Below are 18,583 nucleotides of genomic sequence, written 5' to 3' on the forward strand. Positions count from 1 at the left end.
CACCAGCGTATTAAAACAGCGCGATCTCGTCATCGGTCAGTGCCCGCCATTCGCCGGGGGCGAGATCCGCGTCCAGCGCCAGCGGGCCAATGGCCTCGCGGTGCAGCGCGGTCACGCGGTTGCCCAGCGCGCCGAACATGCGCTTGACCTGGTGATAGCGGCCTTCGCTGATGGCGAGCTTCGCCTCCCGGGGGCCGTGCATTGTCAGGGTTGCCGGATGAGTCGGCATATCGTCGCCGTCAAGCCGGAGGCCTTCAGCGACCTGGGCCACGGCGTGCGTGGCGGCACTGCCTTCCAGCGGTTCGGCCAGAGTGGCGCGGTATACCTTGTCGTGGCGATGTTTGGGTGAAGTAATACGGTGCAGCCACTGGCCGTCGTCGGTCATCAGCAACAGGCCGGTGGTGTCCACATCCAGCCGCCCGACCGGCTGCAGCCGCTCCACGGCGGGCACGTCCAGCAGATCCACGGCGCGGCGATAAAGACCGCGTCGCGCCGTGCATTCCACCTCCAGCGGCTTGTGCAGCATCAGGTAGCGTTTGCCTATCAGCGCCAGGGGCTCATCCTGCCAGATCACCAGATCGTCATCGGGGCGAATATGCACCGCGGGCTGTTTGACCCGCTCGCCGTTGAGCCGGACCTCGCCGGCTTTCAGCGCGCGTTTGGCCAGGCTGCGGGTCAGCGGGGTGGTTTCGCTCAAAAAGCGATCAAGACGCATGGTAGCGGTTTGAGTCATGAGGGTCGGGGCTCTTGTGGGCCGGGTCAGTCGGAGTCGCCGTCCGGCAGCAGTCGGTAGCGGTCGGCATCCTGCCAGGCGGGGAATTTGTCGCGAAACGCCGCCAGCGCCTGCATATCAAGGGTGCCGGTTTGAATACAGGCGGTATCCGCCGGCGAATCCAGCACGGGCTCGCCCTTGAAGTCGACGAGCATGGAGTCGCCGCTGTAGCTCAGGCCGTTACCGCCCTCGCCCACGCGGTTGACGCCGATGACGTAGCCCAGGTTTTCGATGGCGCGGGCCTGCAGCAGCGTTCGCCAGGCGTGGCGGCGCGGTGCCGGCCAGTTGGCCACGCACAGCAGCGCGTCGTATTCAAAGGTCTGCTTATCGGCGGGCTGTTGGCGCAGCCAAACGGGAAAGCGCAGATCGTAGCAGACGGTCAACAGCAGGCGCACCCCCTTGTATTCGATCACCGGGCGCTCGCTGCCGGCCGCATAGCGCTCGTGCTCGCCGGCCATGCGGAAAAGGTGGCGCTTGTCGTAGCACACCAGCTTGCCGTCGGGCTGCGCCCAAAGCAGGCGGTTATAATGCTCGCCGGCTTCCCTGACCGCGACGCTGCCGGTGAGCACGCAGTCGCGCTCCCGTGCCTGGCGGCGTAGCCAGGCCACGCTGGGGCTGTCTTCCATGGGCTCGGCCATGGCAGCGGCGTTCATGGTAAAGCCGGTAGCAAACATCTCCGGCAGCACAATAACATCGGTATCGTCACCGCCCAGGTCGCCCAGCTGCGCTTCGAGCTGGGCATGGTTGGCCGCCGGGTCTTCCCAGCGCAAATCGCACTGTACGAGGCTGACGGTTAGCTGACTCATGGCGCTTTCTCTCCTCATATCAGATCAATGTGCTAAATTAACATACCTTGCCGGTGCCGTTTGGCCGGCACGCTCGCCCGCTCCCTGCTGCCGGGCGGGCCTGATGCCGTATTTTCCCTTTTATCTGCCACTTTCTCCCTGACGAGGCCGCCATGTCCAGCCACCTCCTCCACGACCGCGATGCCACCCGGGGCGTCGGGTTCGGACTCATTGCCTACTCCATGTGGGGCTGCTTCCCGCTGTTCTTTTCGCTGTTCAACGGCGTGCCGGCGTTCGAGATCGTGCTGCACCGGATTCTCTGGTCGTGCCTGTTTCTGGCGGGGGTGATTACCCTGATGCGGCGGTGGGAACCGGTGACGGCAGCCTTGCGCCACCCCGAACGCCTGTGGCGGGTACTGGCCTGCGCGTTGCTGATCGGCTTCAACTGGGGGATTTACATCTACGCGGTGGAGACACAGCACGTTCTCCAGGCGAGTCTGGGGTACTTTCTGACGCCGCTGGTAAACGTGGGGCTGGGGGTTATCGTGCTGCGCGAAACCATGGTCAAGGCTCAGCTGGCGGCGCTGGGGCTGGCGACTCTGGGAATCGGCATGCAGTTTCTGCTGCTCAACGAGCTGCCGTGGCTCAGCCTGATGCTGGCGTTCTCGTTTGGTTCCTACGGCCTTTTCCGCAAGCAGGTGCCGCTGGACGGACTCTCGGGGCTGTTTGTGGAAACGCTGCTCCTGCTGCCGCTGGCGCTGCTGGTGTTTGCGTGGCTCAGCCACCAGGGCCTGTCGCATTTTGCCCAATCGCCCCGGACCACGGTGCTGCTGATGTCGGCCGGGGTGATTACCGCGCTGCCGCTGCTGGCCTTTGCCGGCGCTGCACGGCGGCTGCGGCTGGCGACGCTGGGGTTTTTAATGTATATCAACCCCAGTATTCAGTTTCTGATTGCCCTGCTGGTATTCCACGAACCGCTCAGCACGGTGCAGCTGGGCACCTTCGCGCTGATCTGGCTGGGCCTGGGCGTGTATTCGTGGTCGGCCTGGCAGCAGACGCAGACCCGTTAGCCGGCGGTCGACGGCAGCGCTGCAGCATCGCTTGAGGCACCGGACGCCAGCGCCGGTGTCGCGGTATCTTCGGTCTGATAGCCGATCCGAAACCCGCCCCAGTGCTTGCCGTCGACATATATCGGCACCGACAGATCGTGCATGATCTCGCCGGTGTCGCGCTTGTAGGTTTGCAGCAGCAGGGGTTTTTCGTGAGCGCCGCAGCGCCGCCCCGTCGGGTCGTCAAAAATACGCTTGCTGCGGCAGAACTTGAGGTCGTGAGCGTAATCCCCCGTGGGCGCCTGGCTGACGCTTTTGTTGTGCGTGGGCACATAGCCCTGGCGGTCGCAGGCAATCGCATAGCTGAGGCCGTGGGACTCCAGCAGCGGCTCCTGGAGCTCGGGCAGATGACGGTCGGTAAAGTCGTCAAACGCCGTCTTGTACATCGGTGGCTGCGTATTGGCGAGCGGCTCGTAGCGCGAACTGAACAGCCCCGAGGCATTCAGCTCGCCGCGTTTCAGGGCTTTTTCAAACAGAGCGCCCACGCGGTTGGCGGCCTGGCGGGCCTCGGCAAAGACCGCCTGGTGGCGCCCCCGAAGCCGCTGCTGGGCGAGCTCGGCATCCACGCCTTCGGCCGCTTCCATCAGCGCGCGCGCCTGGCCGGCGAGGTCGTGCATGTTGCGGTTGCCCTCGTCCACATCGTATTCCAGCTGGCGCAGGCTGTCCGCCACCGTCTGGCTGTGCTGCTGCGTGCTGCCCATGGCTTCGGCCACGCTCTTGATTTCCTGGTGGACGTTTTCGACGTTGTCGGTCACCTTGCCCAGGCTGGTACCGACCTGTTCGATCCCTGCCGCGCGCTCGCTGACCCGGCCCATCAGATGGCTCATGCTGTCGACCACGCTCTGGCCGCTCTGGCTGATGTCCTTGACCAGCTCATCGACATTCTGCGTCGCGGTGGAGGTTTTCAGCGCCAGGCTGCGCACTTCGCCGGCGACCACGGCAAAACCGCGCCCGTGCTCCCCCGCGCGGGCTGCTTCGATGGAGGCGTTGAGTGACAGCAGGTGGGTCTGTTCGGCGATGTCCTCGATCATCGAGGTGACACTTCTGACACGTTCGATCTTGTCATTCAGCGTGCCCAGCATTTCCAGCGCCTCTCCCGAGCGCTCGGAGACATCGTTCATTTCGCGGATGATGGCATCCAGCTCGTGGCGGTTCTCGTGGCTGGCGCCGCGGGCGTCTTCCGCCAGCGCGGCGACCTGGTCGGCGCTGCTCGACACCTGCGTAATCGCCGCGTTGATCGCCGTCATGCTGGCCGCGGCGTCCCGGGCCATGGCTTCCTGATCATCCAGGCGCTTGTCCATCTGGTCGGCATAGAATGACACTTCCGTGGACGCGATGGCCGTGCTGCTGGCGCGGCTCATCAACCGGTAGGCCATGCTGCGCAGCGAGCGGTAGTCGCGCACCGGCCAAAGCCATGAAGCGCCCTTGTTCAACGCGGCGCGATCACCGTAATACACACCCAAGGCGCCGCTGAATACCAGCGCGGCGCCGCCCAGCGCGGCGAAGACCAACCCCGGATATACCCAGAAACCGCCCGCCGTAACGGCCAACACGGACGCCGCCAGCAGCACCAGGGCTGACAGAATGGAAACTAAACGCATGGCTAAGGTTCTCTATGCTGATGGGAAAGGCACCCTTGCTCGACAGAACCGCTGCTGCCGCCCGGCTCGTGGTCCGGCATCCAGCGGTCGTGTCCGAGGACAAGGGTAGCCTTTCGTCAACATTAAGGCAGTAGCACTTTGGGTGAATTAGTGTCAGATCAAGTTTCGGCGGCGCTGGCTTCAAGGGCTTGATCCAGATCGGCTATCAGGTCATCCAGGTGTTCAATGCCGATCGACAGACGCACCATGTCGGGCGTCACGCCGGCCTTCTCCAACTCTTCCGGGTTCAGCTGGCGGTGGGTGGTCGAGGCGGGGATCGACGAGCAGCTTTTGGCATCGCCGATATTGACCAGGCGCAGAATCAGCGCCAGCGCATCATAAAAGCGTTCGGCAGCGGCCTGACCGCCCTTGATGCCGAAACTCAGAATGCCCGAGGCCTGGCCGTTCATGTAGTGTTTTGCCAGCGCATGGTCGGGATGGCTGTCGAGCCCGGCATACTGTACCCAGCTGACCCGGGAATGCGTCTCCAGGTATCGGGCAATCGCCAGGGTGTTGGCGCAGATACGCTCGATGCGCAGCGCCAGGGTTTCCAGCCCCTGCAGCAGGTTCCACGCCGCCTGCGCCGAGAGAGCCGCGCCCATGTTGCGCAGCGGCACCACCCGGGCGCGGGTAATGAAGGCGGCGGCACCCACGTCATGGGTGTAGCTGATGCCGTGATAGGACGCATCAGGCTCGTTGAGCAGCGGGAAGCGCGCGGCATGCGTCGCCCAGGGGAAGCGCCCGGAATCGACAATGATGCCGCCCAGGGTTGTGCCATGGCCGCCGATGTACTTGGTGGCCGAATGCACGATAATATCCGCGCCGCTTTTGATCGGACGCCAGAGAAACGGCGTTGCCGTGGTGTTATCGACCATGACCGGCACGCCGTGCCGGTGTGCCACCTCGGCCAGACGCGCAACGTCGACCACACCTCCCGAGGGGTTGCCCACGCTTTCACAGAAGACGGCCCGGGTACGGCCGTCGATCAGCCGCTCGATCGCGTCGGGGTCCGACTTGTCGGCAAAGCGCACCTCGATACCCTGCCGCGGCAGCGTGTGGGCGAAGAGGTTATAGGTGCCGCCGTAGAGCTCGCTGATGGAAACGATATTGTCACCCGCTTCGGCGAGCGTCTGGATGGCGGTGGTGATCGCGCTCATGCCCGATGCCAGAGCCAGGCCGGCGATGCCCCCTTCGAGTTCGGCCACACGCTGTTCCAACACGCCGCAGGTGGGATTCATGATGCGGGTGTAGATGTTGCCTTCTTCCTTGAGGTCAAACAGGTCAGCAGCGTGCCGAGCGCTGTCAAAGCTGTAGGACGTGGTCTGGTGTATAGGCACGGCAACGGCATTCTGGTTATCCGGCGTGTAGCCGTGGTGGAGCGCAACGGTCTCGGGTTTCATGTTATATCCTTGAACTCAGCCAAAAGCGGTTACTTATGCTTTACAATACTAGGGCCTGTTGACGTTTCCTCGCAAACCGCGTTGCTGCGCCAAAGGATGTCAGGCAAGGCGCGAAACGCCGGTCATGGTGGTGCCCTTACCCAGTTTCGCAACGCGGCATGACGTTCATTGGCGCGCAACCCGAAGGGACAGGGTCCTCCGGGCACAGCACGGCGTTGTTCGTCGCTCATTGGGAACGACCCAACGACGCTCCTCACGCCTTGTTCTGCCCCCGGAGGACTTCTGTCGCGGCTGTGGGGAAACGTCAACAGGCCCTAATCCAGCACGGCAGTCGGGGCCAATGTGCCCGTAGTCCGGTGACCCTGCCCCGCAACAACGCCAAGGACGTAAACGGCTAACCCAATGTGGCACAACAAACTACCGCTGATGAGCTGGCTGCCGCAGTATACCCGGCAGCTTCTGGGCGCCGATGTTCTCGCCGGCATGATCGTGACCGTGATGGTCATTCCGCAGTCGCTGGCCTATGCGCTGCTGGCCGGACTGCCGGCGGTGGTCGGGCTCTATGCCAGCATTCTGCCGCAGCTGGTATACAGCATTTTCGGTACCAGCCGCACCCTGGCCGTGGGCCCCGTGGCCATTATCGCGCTGATGACCGGCGCAGCGCTGTCGAACGTTGCCGCGCCGGGAAGCGCCGAATATCTTGAAGCCGCCTGGGTGCTGGCGCTGCTCTCGGGGGGCATTCTGGTGGCCATGGGCATGCTGAAAATGGGGTTTTTCAGCAACTTTCTCAGCCATCCGGTGATCTCGGGCTTTCTTACCGCCTCGGGTCTGCTGATCGCTGCGAGCCAGCTCGGCGGACTGCTGGGCATCCCCAGCGGCGGCTTTACCCTGTTTGAGCGCCTGTCGTCGCTGTGGGCCGGCCTGCCCGATATCCACCCGGCCACCCTGCTGATGAGCCTGGGCGTGCTGGCCTTTCTGGTGGGTGTGCGCCGCCGGGGTAGCGCCCTTCTCCAGCGCTGTGGCCTGCCCGCCGCGACCGCCGGGCTGATGGCCCGAGCCGGGCCCATCGTCGCCGTGCTGGCGACCACCCTGATGACCCGGCAATGGCAGCTGCAGGACAAGGGGATCGCCATCGTGGGGAGCATTCCCGGCGGTCTGCCGCCGTTGAGCCTGCCCTGGCCGGACCCGTCGCTGTGGCACACGCTGTTGGTTCCGGCTTTTCTGATCAGCCTGGTGGGGTTTGTGGAGTCGGTCTCCATGGGTCAGATGCTGGCAGCCAAGCGGCGACAGCGCATTGCCCCCAACCAGGAGCTGGTCGGGCTGGGCGTCGCCAACCTGGCCGCCGGCGTTTCCGGCGCCATGCCGGTAACCGGCGGACTCTCCCGCACCGTAGCCAATCATCAGGCGGGTGCGCAAACGCCGATGGCCGGCGCTGTGGCGGCACTGGGCATCGGCCTGGTGACCTATCGGCTCACGGACTGGCTGTACTACCTGCCGGTTGCCACCCTGGCCGCGTTTATCACGGTTTCAATCCTGACGCTGGTGGATATCGCCACGCTGCGAGCCACCTGGCGCTACTCCCGCAGCGACTTTACCGCGATGGCCATCACCATCATTCTGACCCTGTCCGAGGGGATAGAAACCGGCATCATCAGCGGCATCGGGGTCTCGCTGGCGCTTTACCTGTATCGCACCAGCCGCCCTCACAGCGCGCTGATCGGACGCGTTCCCGATACCGAGCACTTCCGTAATATCACGCGCCACAACGTGGAGACCCGCGACCACCTGGCCCTCCTGCGGATTGACGAAAGTCTCTATTTTGCCAATGCGCGCTACCTGGAAGATACGCTCTATGAGCTGGTAGCCAACCGCCCGGCGCTGAACCATGTGGTAATCGTTTGCTCGGCCGTCAACCTCATCGACGCTTCGGCGCTGGGGAGTCTGGAGGCGATTAACGCCCGCCTCGAGGATTCCGGCGTTACCCTCAACCTGGCCGAAGTCAAGGGGCCGGTCATGGACCGCCTGAAGCGCAGCGATTTTCCCGACCAGCTCACCGGGCGGATTTTCCTCAGTACCTATGCCGCCTGGCAGACGCTGGCCCGCCCTGCCGATTGAACGGCTACCACCGGGCCGATTTGTGCCCGGCTTTTCACGCCCCGCTTTTCTCACGCAATTTTCTCATGGTGCGCTGCGTCAACGCATCGACGCTCACGGTGTTTTGTTGAACGGGGTTCTCGAGGTGTGTTTTGGGCAGGGATTTTCGGGAGGCAGATTTTCAATGAAAAAAAGATAACGGTATAAATCTTTGCTTGCTTAATGGCGCTCCCGGCTCTGCGTCAGTTGCCGTTGCCACACATCCAGCAGGCTATCCACACTGAGCGCCAGCAACGCGATAATGACCGCTCCCTGAACCACGTAGGCGGTGTTGCCGTTGACGATACCGGCAATAATCGGCTCGCCGAGGTTGCTCGCGCCGACGGTAGCGCCCAGTGCCGCCGTGGCGATGTTCACGGTGATGGAAGTACGCACGCCTGCCAGAATCACCGGCGCGGCCAGCGGCAATTCCACGCGATACAGCCGCTGCCGTCCGGTCATGCCCATGCCCCGGGCCGTGGCGATCAGGGTGTCGTCGACGTTTTGCAGACCGGCCAGGGTATTGCGCACAATCGGCAAGAGCCCGTAGAGCACCAGCGCACAGACAATCGGCAGCGTGCCAAAGCCCAGAACCGGCACCGCCAGCGCCAGCACCGCTACCGGCGGGAATGTCTGCCCCAGTGAGGCGCACTGCCCCACCAGCGGCAGAAAATCGCGCCCCCGAGGGCGGGTCACGGCCACGCCCGCGGTGATACCCACAATAACGGTCAACACCGCCGCAACGCCCACCGTCAAGGCATGGCGCCACAGCAGGGTCGTGAACGCCGTGCGCTCATAGACCACGCCGTCGGTGTCCGGGGACAGCCATTCCAGCGCCGGCGTGGCCAGCGGCATGGCCTTGACCGCAACCCCCAGCAGCACCAGCCACACTACCGGCATCAGCCAGCGTAGCGGATTCGGGTTGCCGGGCAGGCGCTGCAGATCAGGACTCATGCGCCTCGCCCTCCCGGGTATGCGCCTCTTTGACCAGCTTGCGCAGCGATAGCTCGCCCACGGGCATGTCGTTGGTATCGACCACGGTGACACGCTCGCTGTGGTCGCGCAGCATCACCGACAGTGTCTGGCGCAGGGTATAGCCGTCGGGTACCCGGGACTGGGCGGGCAGCGTCGGCCCCAGCGGCGCCATGTGATCGCGCACCCGGGTCAGCGCTGCCTGTTTCAGCCCGCGTTCGAGCCCGCCCAGCAGGGAATCCACGTAGTCGTTGGCGGGTTTCTGCAACAGCGCCAGGGGGCTGCCCTGCTGTACGATCGCGCCCTCGCGCATGACCACAAGGTGATCGGCCAGGCGCAGGGCTTCGTCCATGTCGTGCGTAACCAGCACCACGGTCTTGTGCAGACGCGCCTGGAGTCGTGCCAGCATGGTCTGGAGCTGGCCCCGGGTAATCGGGTCCAGCGCCCCGAAGGGTTCATCCATCAACAGAATGTCAGGGTCGGCGGCCAGCGCCCTGGCGACCCCGACGCGCTGCGCCTGGCCGCCGGACAGCTCGCCGGGATACTTATGCGCAAACTCGGCCACGGGCAGGTGCAGAAAGTGCATCAGCTCTTCAACGCGCTGATGCACCCGGGTGGCCGGCCACTTCAACAGCTTCGGCACGGTGGCAATGTTGCGCATGACGTTCCAGTGGGGAAACAGCCCGGTCTCCTGAATGGCGTAGCCGATGCGCCGGCGCAGTTTGACCGGGTCGTAGTCCTGGATGGCCTGATCATCCAACAGGATATCGCCACGACTCTGTTCCGTCAGGCGATTGATCATGCGCAGCGTGGAGGACTTGCCGCAGCCGGAGGCCCCCACCAGCGCGCAGAATTTTCCCCGGGGCACGCTGAAACTGATGTCGTCGACGGCCTGCACATCGCCGAAATCCTTCGAGACGTTGCGTAACTCGATCATGCCCTGTCTCCCTGGCGGGTTGAATCTCCGTGGCGCAGCCTGGCGGCCAGGGTGCCGAGTGCCGTGTCGGCCACAAACGCCATGACAATAATCGGCAGTGCCCCCAGCAGCACCATGCTCATGGCGGACTGACCGAGCCCCTGAAAAATCAGGGTTCCCAGCCCGCCGGCGCCGATCAGCGCGGCCACCGCGGTCAGGCCGATGGCCTGTACCGTGGTGATCCGCAGCCCTTCCAACAGGATGGGCAGGGCCAACGGCAGGCGGACCAGCAGAAAACGCTGAGCAGGACGCATCCCCATGCCCCGAGCAGCATCCAACGCCGCCGGGCTGACCGCTTCCAGCGCCACATGCGTATTGCGCACCATGGGCAGCAGGCTGTAGGCCACCAGCGCGATGAGCGCAGGCGTCCAGCCAATGCCCTGCACGCCGATGGCCGCCAGCGCGTCAAATCGCGCCGACAGCCAGGCAAGCGGCGCCAGCAACAGCCCGAACAGCGCCAGGCTGGGAATGGTCTGAAAAAAGTTGAGAATCGCAAAGGCTGTGGTCCGGCCGGCCGCAAAGCGACGAATCAGCATGGCAATCGCAACCCCCAGTACCGTGCTGAGGGTGACCGCGATGCCCACCAGCGCCAGGTGCTCGACCAGCGCGCGATAAAAGGCGTCATGGCGCGCCTGAAACTCCTGCACCAGCGCCAGCCGGTCCAGCCAGAACGCCGCACACAGCCACCATACGCCGACGATGGGCAGAAGCATCAGCAACAGCCAGCCCCGGGCCAGCTGCATGCGCAGGCGCAGCTCCACCAGGCAGAGCATCAGCATGAACAGCAGCACCCACAGCGCCGGGCCAATTCCCAGCCGTGCCTGGGCCACGCCGGGCTCTATCAGCCGGAAAGCAGCCAGCATCATGGCAAACGGGATCAACGCCAGCAGCAGCCCGCTCACGGTCAACAAGGCCGGATAGCGGTAACGCCCCGGGTAGGCGGCAAGCCCCGTCATGGCCCCCAGCAGCAAGAGCGCCAGCGCCGCGCCCGGTATGCCTGTCGCGCCCCACAGCGAATAGCCGGTGGGAGCGGCAATGCGATTGGGCGCCACGCTGACCACGTCCAGCCCCGCAAGCGTTGCCAACATGGCCACGGCCAGACACAGCAGGACCGGGTTGGGTTGCCACGGACGCCAGCGTGCGGATTGCAGGGGAAGAGCATCCATCAAGGCCATGGATCAAGGGTCCGTGCTGTTGGGCAGGCTGGCGTTGGCGGAATGCCGGTCAAGATAATCGCCGGCGACCTCGTCAGCCGCCCGACCCTTGACCGCGACCTCGGCATTAAGACGCTGCAGTGTGGTCAGATCAAGGCCGGAAAATACCCGCGCCAGCGCCGGCTTGAGCCGGGGATAGGCGTCCAGCACCCATTCGCGCGCGACCGGCGCGGGCTGATAGACCGGCTGGACGTTGCGGGTATCTTCGAGCACCTTGAGCCCCAGAGCGACCAGGCCACCGTCGGTACCGTAGGTCATGGCAGCGTTGACGCCGCTGGTGCGGCGAGCCGCGGCGCGCATGGTGGCGGCCGTATTGCCGCCGGACAGCACCAGTAGTTGGTCTTCGCCGAGGGTAAAGTCGTAGGCCTGCTGAAACGCCGGCAGCGCCTGTTTCGATTCGACAAATTCGGCGCTGGCGGCAAGCTTGAAGTCACCGTCGTCGGCCAGGTAATCCGCGAGGTCGTCCAGGCTTTCCAGCTCGTTCTCCTGCGCCAGATCCTGCCGCACGCTTATCGCCCAGGTGTTATTGGCGCTGGCAGGCGTAAGCCAGACAAGGCCGTTGGCGGCATCCTTGTCGTGCACGGTCTGCCAGGCGCTCGATGCATCCTGCCATACCGGGCTGCCGGCCATGTCGAAAAAACGCCCCGTTGCCGGTATATTCGGGATAGAGGTCGATTTCGCCGGCGTCCAGCGCCTCACGTACCACGCTGGTCACGCCCAGCTGCAGGCGATTTTCCACGGGAATGTCCTGACGCGCCAGCGTCTGCAGAATCAGCTCGCCGAGCACCGCGCCTTCGGTATCGATCTTGGAGCCCACGACAACCGTCCTGTCGTCCGGCTCGGCAACCGCCGGCAACGTGACGACCAGTGCCGTCAGCACCCCGTGTTTTAGCCAACGCATTGTTTCTCTTCCCTCTATCGCTCGATATCAGTCGCTCGGTATCAGCCCGATGACGACTGTACCACCCAGCGCGTCCCTTCGCGCGAGTCTTTCAGGATAATCCCCTGCGCAGCGAGTTCGTCCCGGATGCTATCGGCCGTGGCGAAGTCCCTGGCGGCCTTGGCCTCGGCGCGACGCGCAATCTGCGCTTCAATGTTGGCCTCGTCCAGCGCCGTTTCTCCCTTCAGGAAAGTGGCGGGAGACTGCGACAGCAGCCCCAACACGCCGCCCAGGGCTCGCAGCTCGCCGGCCAGCCGGGGGACGTCGGCGGTATCGTTGGCCCGGGCGCGATTCAACTCTCGGGTCAGCTCAAAAAGGACCGCCAGCGCTTCCGGGGTATTGAAGTCGTCGTCCATGGCCTCGGCAAAGCGTCGAGCATGGCCGCTGGAGGGCTCCGCCAGGCTCAAGCTTACCGGTTCCGGCTCCGGGTCGATGTTTTCCAGCGCGGTGTAGAGCCGCGTCAGCGACCGGCGCGCTTCGCTCAGCGAGTCTACCGAATAGTTGATCGGACTGCGGTAATGACTGGCCACCAGCAGGTAACGCACCACTTCCGGATCGTGCTCGACGAGCACATCGCGAATGGTGAAGAAGTTGCCCAGCGATTTGGACATTTTTTCCTCGTCCACGCGAACCGCGCCGGCGTGCATCCAGGTATTGACGTAGGTTTGGCCGGTGGCGGCTTCCGACTGGGCAATTTCGTTTTCATGGTGCGGAAAGGTCAGATCCGGCCCGCCGCCGTGAATATCGAAGGTGTTGCCCAGGCACCCGGTCGACATGGCCGAGCATTCAATGTGCCAGCCGGGCCGCCCATCTCCCCAGGGAGACGGCCACCTGGCTTCGTCGGGCTTGGCGGCTTTCCAGAGCACGAAATCGAGCGGATCTTCCTTGTGATCGTCCACGTCGACCCGTGCCCCCGAGCGCATGTCGTCGGGGTCGCGATTATTGAGCTTGCCGTAATCGGCAAATTCGCGCACGCGGTAATAGACATCACCGTTGGCCGCCGGATAGGCATATCCCTTGTCGATCAGCACCCGGATCATGGCAATGATGGCGTCGACGTGGCCGGTCGCCCGGGGCTCCCGGTCGGGTGGCAGCACGCCGAGTCGGGCTTCATCCTCGTGCATGGCGGCAATCATGCGCTCGGTCAACGCCTCGATGCTTTCGCCATTGTCAGCGGCACGCTTGAGAATCTTGTCGTCAATATCGGTGATATTGCGCACATAGGTCACGTTATAGCCGCGTTCGCGAAGATAGCGGCTGATCACGTCAAACGCCACCATGACGCGAGCATGGCCCAGATGGCAGTAGTCGTACACCGTCATGCCGCATACGTACATGCTGATATGCCCCGGCTCCCGGGGCGCAAGCGGTTCCTTGCGCCGGGTCAGGGTGTTGTAAAGCTGCACTGCTGTCTCCTCGGCTGTTGCTGCCTAACCCTTTTTCCTGATCTTGGCCCAGGTATCCTTGAGCCCGACCGTGCGGTTGAATACCGGTTTTTCCGGCGTTGACGCGTAGCGATCGGTACAGAAGTAGCCCACGCGCTCGAACTGGAAGCGGGTTTCAGGGGCAGTGCCGGCCAGGCTCGGCTCGGCGATCGCGCGGCAGGTAATCAGCGACTCGGGATTCAGGTGGTCGAAAAAATCGGCATCCTTGTCGCGGTCGGGCTGCTCCACCGTAAAGAGGTTATCGTACAGGCGCACTTCCACGGGAATCCCGTGCACCGCGCTGACCCAGTGAAGCACGCCCTTGACCTTGCGCCCTTCGGGATTCCTGCCCAGGGTGTCGAAGTCCACCGAGCAGCGCAGCTCAACCACTTCGCCGGCGTCATCCTTGATCACTTCGTCGCAGCGGATAACGTAGCTATTGCGCAGGCGCACTTCCTTGCCCGGCGCCAGGCGGAAGAACTTCTTCGGCGGCTCTTCCATGAAGTCGTGGTGGTCGATGTACAGCTCACGAGTCAGTGGCACCTTGCGTACCGGCATATCGTCGCGCGCGGGGTGGCCGGCGACATCGTAGGTTTCCTCGAAGTCATCGGCCACGTTGGTCAACACCACCTTCAGCGGCCGCAGTACGCACATGGCGCGGGGGGCGTTGTCTTCCAGGTCCGAGCGGATAGCGTGAGTCAGCATGGCGATATCCACCAGCCCGCTATCCGAGCGGCTGACGCCGACCATATCGCAGAACTTGCGGATCGAGGCCGGCGTATAGCCCCGGCGACGCATGCCCGAAATGGTCGGCATGCGCGGGTCATCCCAGCCGTCGACGATGCCCTCGTCCACCAGCAGCTTGAGCTTGCGCTTGGAGGTCAGGGTGTAGTTGAGGTTAAGGCGGGCAAATTCGATCTGCCGCGGCCTGGCGGGAACCGGCAGGTTATGCAAAAACCATTCATACAGCGGCCGGTGGTCCTCGAACTCCAGGGTGCACAGCGAGTGGGTGATGCCTTCGATGGCATCGGACTGGCCGTGGGTGAAGTCGTAGGACGGATAGATGTGCCAGTTATCGCCGGTCTGGTGATGGGTGGCGTGGCGAATGCGATACAGAATCGGGTCGCGCAGGTTGATGTTGGACGAGGCCATGTCGATTTTGGCCCGCAGTACCCTGCCGCCTTCGGCAAATTCGCCCTGGCGCATGCGCTCCAGCAGGTCGAGGCTTTCGTCCGCGTCACGCTCGCGGTACGGGCTCGGGGTGCCCGGCTCGGTAAGCGTACCGCGGTATTCGCGGATTTCATCCGGCGACAGATCATCGACGTAGGCCAACCCTTCGCGCACCAGGTGCTGCGCCCAGGCGTAGAGCTGGTCGAAGTAATCCGAGGCAAAGCGCACCGGGCCTGCCCACTCGAAGCCCAGCCAGTTGACGTCCGCCTTGATCGCATCGATGTAGACCTGCTCTTCCTTCGCCGGGTTGGTATCGTCAAAGCGCATATGACATTGCCCGCCGGTCTCCTCGGCAAGGCCGAAGTTCAGGCAGATCGACTTGGCGTGCCCAATATGCAGAAAGCCGTTCGGCTCCGGGGGAAAGCGCGTCACGATGCTCGCAACCTGGCCGCCCTCCAGCTCTTCACGTACCTGGTTACGAATAAAGTTGGGCGCCGGTGTGGTCTCAGTGGTCATGGTGGCGTTTGAAAAACCTCATGGTCGATGGCGTGCCGGACTTCGCGGTGCCGGGCAAAAGCGGTATTATAACGTGACGCTGCTGCCTGGCGCCAAGGCCCATGGCGTTATTCCATGAAACCCGGCCACCGGGCGAACGCCTTTATTGAACAGGAATTTATCCATGATCGTACTGGAAACCAGCCTGGGGGATATTACCCTGACGCTGTATCACGACAAGGCACCGAAAACCGCGGCCAACTTTGAACGCTATGTGCGCGAAGGCTTCTACAACGACACGCTGTTCCACCGGGTCATCGACGGCTTCATGGTACAGGGCGGCGGGTTCGACCGGGATTTCAATCAGAAAGCCACCCATGCTCCCATCGACAACGAGGCCGACAGCGGGCTGAAAAACGTCAAGGGAACGCTGGCCATGGCGCGCACCCAGGATCCCCACTCGGCCACTTCGCAGTTTTTCATCAACGTCGGCGATAACAGCTTCCTCGACCACACCGGGCAAACGCCACAGGGCTGGGGATATGCCGTTTTCGGCGAAGTCGTGGACGGCATGGACGTGGTCGACACCATCAGAACCGTGGCCACAACGCGCCGCGGCATGCACGCCGATGTGCCCGCCGAGGATGTCATTATCGAGCGCGCCCGATTCAGGGACGCGGACAAGGATACCGACTGAGACGGAGATTGCCATGCGCACGCTACTGGTCGCCGATCTGCATCTGAGTGAGAACACACCGGCCATGACCCGGGGGTTCATCCGGTACCTGGAAGTCACGGCGCCGGGTGCCCGCGCCCTGTATATACTCGGCGACCTGTTCGACGCCTGGGTGGGCGACGACCTGCTCGACCATTCGCACCCGCTGACCGAGGTGGCCAACCCGATTATTGCCGCGCTGCGCCACCTGGCCAACAGCGGTACGCGCATCTACTTCATGCACGGGAACCGCGATTTTCTCATCGGCAATCGCTTTGTCGATGCCTGCCAGGCGACGCTGCTGCCCGAAGTGCAGGAAGTCGAACTGCACGACATTCCCGTGGTGATGCTGCACGGCGACAGCCTTTGCACCCGCGACAGCGACTACATGGCTTTTCGCCGGCAGGCACGCAGTGCCGAGTGGCAGAATAAGATGCTGGCCATGCCGCTGACCGAGCGTGCCGTGCTGGCGCAGCAAATGCGCCAACAATCCGGTGAGGCCAATGCCGGCAAGACCAACGAGATCATGGACGTAACGCTCTCGGAAGTGGTCAGTCTGATGCGAGAGCGCGGCGTTGCCACCATGATCCACGGCCATACCCATCGCCCCGGGGTCCACGACTTCACCGTGGAAGATGTGCCGGCCAAACGCTATGTGCTCGGCGACTGGGACGATGAGAACGGCTGGGATATCATCGTCGAAGAGGATGGCGATACCCACAGCGCGCAAATACGTCTGCGCCAGTTTCCCCTGGCAGAGCCGCCCACCGACACCTGATACTCTGCCGCAGCCTCGGAAAAAAAGGTCCTGGAAAACGGCCCTGAATAACAGATTCGGAAAATCAGTCTCTGACAATCAGACCTGAAAAAAGCCGGCCTCGTTAGAGGCCGGCTTTTGTCGGTGGGTGCAGCTTGACGACCAGCGTTCTACTCGCGGGTATCGATAGCCGCTTCGCTGTGAAGATACTCGCTCAACCCCTGGACGGCGGCCTGGGCGCGTAACTGCTCGGTCATCCGGTTAACAAAACCTTCGATCTCGTCGTTGGCTTCACCCCGGGATACACGATCCAGCGCAATAATGGCTACACCGTCCGGCACGCCGACCTGTCCGTACGAGCGCTTGTCGCCGTCACCGGGCCTCGGCAGGCGAAACGCGGCATTGACAATCTCCCGTGACACCGAGGTTTTCGCCTGACGCGACACCTCGTTGGCCTGACGCCATTCGAGGCTACCGTCAAGGCCGGCCAGGGATTGCTCGCTGCCGTCGCCTTCCCCGAGTTCATCCATCAGCGTGGTGGCACGCCGGGCCAGCGCTTTCTGCTGCTGCTGCGCCCGAACCCGCTGTTCAACCTCGTCGCGCACATCCGCGAGCGGCAAAGTCGTCGCGGCGCGGTGGTCCGCCACTCGCAGTACCAGCCGGCGATCCTCATCCAGCTCGATGACGTCGCTGTTGTAACCTTCTTCCAGTACGTCGTCGCTGAAGGCCTTGTCCATGACGCCGGGCTCGGAGAGCACACCCTGCCCCCCGTCGCGGGCCAGCCAGCCGCTTTGCTCTACCCCGGCATCGATATCGTCGGCAACCTCCTGCAGGTCATCGGCGGCAAAGCTCTCATCGATCAGGTGCTGGGCACGCTCGTTGAAACGGTCCTCGACCTGGCGCCGAGCGACCTGGCGGCGCAGCCGGTCGCGCTGTTCGTCAAACGCCGGGCGCTGGATATCGGTGACCTTGATGATGTGCAGGGCGTCGTCCATGGCGACCGGCTCTGACACGGCATTTTCATCCAGGGAAAACGCGGCTTCGTCAAACGCCTCGCCAAAAAAGCCGCGGCTGATTTCACCGAGGTCGCCGCCGTTCTGGGCGCTGGCCGTATCATCGGAATAGCGCGCGGCGGTATCGGCAAAGCTTTTGCCCTCGTCGAGGTCTTCAAGCGCCTCGCCGGCTACCGTCTCGGCCTCTTCACGGCTGCGTTCGTCGCCAAAGCCGATCATGATATGCGAGATACGTCGATCGGCCTTGTCGTTTTGCTCACGCCAGGCCTGGCGCAGTTCATCCTCGCTGACGTCTGCTTCATCGGCCATCGCCTGGCGATCGAGCACCACGTAGTTGAGCCTGACCTGTTCGGGGCGGCGGAACTGCTGCTGGTGCGAATCGTAGTAGTCCCTGATGTCGGCCTCTTCGGGAGTGACATCGATGCCGGTATTGTCCGGCGTGAGCACGGCGTAGTGAAAACTCCGCGCCTGACGCTGGAGCTCGGTGAGCCGTTGCTGTTCGGCGTCCAGGGTAAACTCACTGAGCGCCAGCCCCTGCTGCAGCTGCCGGCGCATGATGTCTCCGGCGAGTTCATCGCGAAACGCCAGCGGGGTATAGCCGGCACTGGAAAGCCGGTTACGAAACAGCTCGGACGAAAAGTTGCCGTCGGCATCCTTGAACTCGTCGAGGCTCACGATCAGCTGATCCAGCTGTTCGTCGGACACCCTGAACCGACCGTCTTCAGCGTATTGGGTCAGCAGGCGCTGGCCGATCAGCTGGTCCAGCATGTCGCTGCGCAGCGCGCGTTCCTGCTCGGGTGGCACCTGGCCGGAACGCATGGCGCGCTGCACCTCGAGCTGAACTTCCTGGCGGGTGATGGTCTCGCCGTTGACGCTGGCCGCCTGATCGGGATCTTCACCGAAAACGCTGAACAGCGACTCAACGCCAAATAGCGCCATGGCCGCGACCATGACGCCGATGATGATTTTCGCGGCCCAGGATTTGGCCCCGTTTCGTATACTTTGCAGCATGCTTGCCTCAAATCAACACGGCCGGTTCCGCGTTTTTCCGCATAAAAAAATGACATG

General features: G+C 63.5%; 14 protein-coding genes and 1 pseudogene. 4 read left to right on the top strand and 11 right to left on the bottom strand.

Annotated elements, in window-relative coordinates; genetic code table 11:
• Positions 1-10: 10 nt before the first annotated feature.
• Entirely contained in the window at positions 11-715 is a 705-nt protein-coding gene (locus tag C793_RS0107970; protein ID WP_026106184.1) for a pseudouridine synthase, read from the bottom strand.
• A 44-nt stretch (positions 716-759) separates the two neighbouring features.
• Entirely contained in the window at positions 760-1,578 is an 819-nt protein-coding gene (locus C793_RS0107975; protein ID WP_017430413.1) for an amidohydrolase, read from the bottom strand.
• A gap of 152 nt (positions 1,579-1,730) precedes the next feature.
• Here C793_RS0107975 and rarD point away from each other — a divergent pair, with 152 nt between their 5' ends.
• Positions 1,731-2,627 (top strand): EamA family transporter RarD, encoded by an 897-nt coding sequence (gene rarD / locus C793_RS0107980; protein ID WP_017430414.1) that lies wholly within the window; start codon positions 1,731-1,733, stop codon positions 2,625-2,627.
• Here the strand turns inward: rarD and C793_RS0107985 are convergent.
• Together C793_RS0107985 and C793_RS0107990 are read right to left on the bottom strand one after the other, a co-directional pair.
• Entirely contained in the window at positions 2,624-4,267 is a 1,644-nt protein-coding gene (locus C793_RS0107985; RefSeq protein ID WP_017430415.1) for a methyl-accepting chemotaxis protein, read from the bottom strand. The two genes, rarD and C793_RS0107985, sit on opposite strands and share 4 nt — an antisense overlap.
• A gap of 158 nt (positions 4,268-4,425) precedes the next feature.
• Positions 4,426-5,706, bottom strand: a complete 1,281-nt coding sequence (locus C793_RS0107990) for an O-acetylhomoserine aminocarboxypropyltransferase/cysteine synthase family protein (RefSeq protein WP_017430416.1) — start codon at positions 5,704-5,706, stop codon at positions 4,426-4,428.
• A 402-nt stretch (positions 5,707-6,108) separates the two neighbouring features.
• Between C793_RS0107990 and C793_RS0107995 the strand changes: the two genes are divergently transcribed.
• Entirely contained in the window at positions 6,109-7,821 is a 1,713-nt protein-coding gene (locus tag C793_RS0107995) for a SulP family inorganic anion transporter (RefSeq protein WP_017430417.1), read from the top strand.
• A 198-nt stretch (positions 7,822-8,019) separates the two neighbouring features.
• Here C793_RS0107995 and C793_RS0108000 read toward each other — a convergent pair whose 3' ends face one another.
• The 6 genes and pseudogenes from C793_RS0108000 to C793_RS0108025 form a co-directional block, all read right to left on the bottom strand.
• A complete protein-coding gene (locus tag C793_RS0108000) occupies positions 8,020-8,793 on the bottom strand; it encodes an ABC transporter permease (protein WP_017430418.1) in 774 nt (257 codons plus the stop codon).
• On the bottom strand, positions 8,783-9,748 hold the full coding sequence (locus tag C793_RS0108005; RefSeq protein WP_017430419.1) for an ABC transporter ATP-binding protein: 966 nt from the start codon (positions 9,746-9,748) through the stop codon (positions 8,783-8,785). Before C793_RS0108005 ends, C793_RS0108000 begins: the two co-directional genes overlap by 11 nt.
• On the bottom strand, positions 9,745-10,962 hold the full coding sequence (locus C793_RS0108010) for an ABC transporter permease (protein ID WP_017430420.1): 1,218 nt from the start codon (positions 10,960-10,962) through the stop codon (positions 9,745-9,747). The genes C793_RS0108005 and C793_RS0108010 overlap by 4 nt, the downstream gene beginning before the upstream one ends.
• A gap of 3 nt (positions 10,963-10,965) precedes the next feature.
• A pseudogene (gene osmF, locus C793_RS13680) lies at positions 10,966-11,902 on the bottom strand (glycine betaine ABC transporter substrate-binding protein OsmF).
• A gap of 41 nt (positions 11,903-11,943) precedes the next feature.
• Complete coding sequence (gene cysS / locus C793_RS0108020; RefSeq protein WP_017430421.1) at positions 11,944-13,347, bottom strand: cysteine--tRNA ligase; 1,404 nt, start codon at positions 13,345-13,347, stop codon at positions 11,944-11,946.
• 24 nt (positions 13,348-13,371) lie between these two features.
• Positions 13,372-15,051, bottom strand: a complete 1,680-nt coding sequence (locus C793_RS0108025; protein ID WP_017430422.1) for a glutamine--tRNA ligase/YqeY domain fusion protein — start codon at positions 15,049-15,051, stop codon at positions 13,372-13,374.
• A 163-nt stretch (positions 15,052-15,214) separates the two neighbouring features.
• Here C793_RS0108025 and C793_RS0108030 point away from each other — a divergent pair, with 163 nt between their 5' ends.
• Together C793_RS0108030 and C793_RS0108035 are read left to right on the top strand one after the other, a co-directional pair.
• Entirely contained in the window at positions 15,215-15,727 is a 513-nt protein-coding gene (locus C793_RS0108030) for a peptidylprolyl isomerase (protein WP_017430423.1), read from the top strand.
• 13 nt (positions 15,728-15,740) lie between these two features.
• Complete coding sequence (locus tag C793_RS0108035) at positions 15,741-16,523, top strand: UDP-2,3-diacylglucosamine diphosphatase (protein ID WP_017430424.1); 783 nt, start codon at positions 15,741-15,743, stop codon at positions 16,521-16,523.
• A 149-nt stretch (positions 16,524-16,672) separates the two neighbouring features.
• Here C793_RS0108035 and C793_RS0108040 read toward each other — a convergent pair whose 3' ends face one another.
• Positions 16,673-18,526 carry a SurA N-terminal domain-containing protein gene (locus C793_RS0108040; protein ID WP_017430425.1) on the bottom strand — a complete coding sequence of 618 codons (1,854 nt, stop codon included), beginning with the start codon at positions 18,524-18,526 and terminating at the stop codon, positions 16,673-16,675.
• Positions 18,527-18,583 lie beyond the last annotated feature (57 nt).

The organism is Vreelandella jeotgali Hwa, from assembly GCF_000334215.1.
GTDB classification, from domain to species: Bacteria; Pseudomonadota; Gammaproteobacteria; order Pseudomonadales; family Halomonadaceae; genus Vreelandella; species Vreelandella jeotgali.

Bases quoted from the DNA above. Each gene is read 5' to 3' on its own strand.
- C793_RS0107970 (WP_026106184.1), bottom strand. From the start codon at position 715: ATGCGTCTTGATCGCTTTTTGAGCGAAACCACCCCGCTGACCCGCAGC.
- C793_RS0107975 (WP_017430413.1), bottom strand. From the start codon at position 1,578: ATGAGTCAGCTAACCGTCAGCCTCGTACAGTGCGATTTGCGCTGGGAA.
- rarD (WP_017430414.1), top strand. From the start codon at position 1,731: ATGTCCAGCCACCTCCTCCACGACCGCGATGCCACCCGGGGCGTCGGG.
- C793_RS0107985 (WP_017430415.1), bottom strand. From the start codon at position 4,267: ATGCGTTTAGTTTCCATTCTGTCAGCCCTGGTGCTGCTGGCGGCGTCC.
- C793_RS0107990 (WP_017430416.1), bottom strand. From the start codon at position 5,706: ATGAAACCCGAGACCGTTGCGCTCCACCACGGCTACACGCCGGATAAC.
- C793_RS0107995 (WP_017430417.1), top strand. From the start codon at position 6,109: ATGTGGCACAACAAACTACCGCTGATGAGCTGGCTGCCGCAGTATACC.
- C793_RS0108000 (WP_017430418.1), bottom strand. From the start codon at position 8,793: ATGAGTCCTGATCTGCAGCGCCTGCCCGGCAACCCGAATCCGCTACGC.
- C793_RS0108005 (WP_017430419.1), bottom strand. From the start codon at position 9,748: ATGATCGAGTTACGCAACGTCTCGAAGGATTTCGGCGATGTGCAGGCC.
- C793_RS0108010 (WP_017430420.1), bottom strand. From the start codon at position 10,962: ATGGCCTTGATGGATGCTCTTCCCCTGCAATCCGCACGCTGGCGTCCG.
- C793_RS0108025 (WP_017430422.1), bottom strand. From the start codon at position 15,051: ATGACCACTGAGACCACACCGGCGCCCAACTTTATTCGTAACCAGGTA.
- C793_RS0108030 (WP_017430423.1), top strand. From the start codon at position 15,215: ATGATCGTACTGGAAACCAGCCTGGGGGATATTACCCTGACGCTGTAT.
- C793_RS0108035 (WP_017430424.1), top strand. From the start codon at position 15,741: ATGCGCACGCTACTGGTCGCCGATCTGCATCTGAGTGAGAACACACCG.
- C793_RS0108040 (WP_017430425.1), bottom strand. From the start codon at position 18,526: ATGCTGCAAAGTATACGAAACGGGGCCAAATCCTGGGCCGCGAAAATC.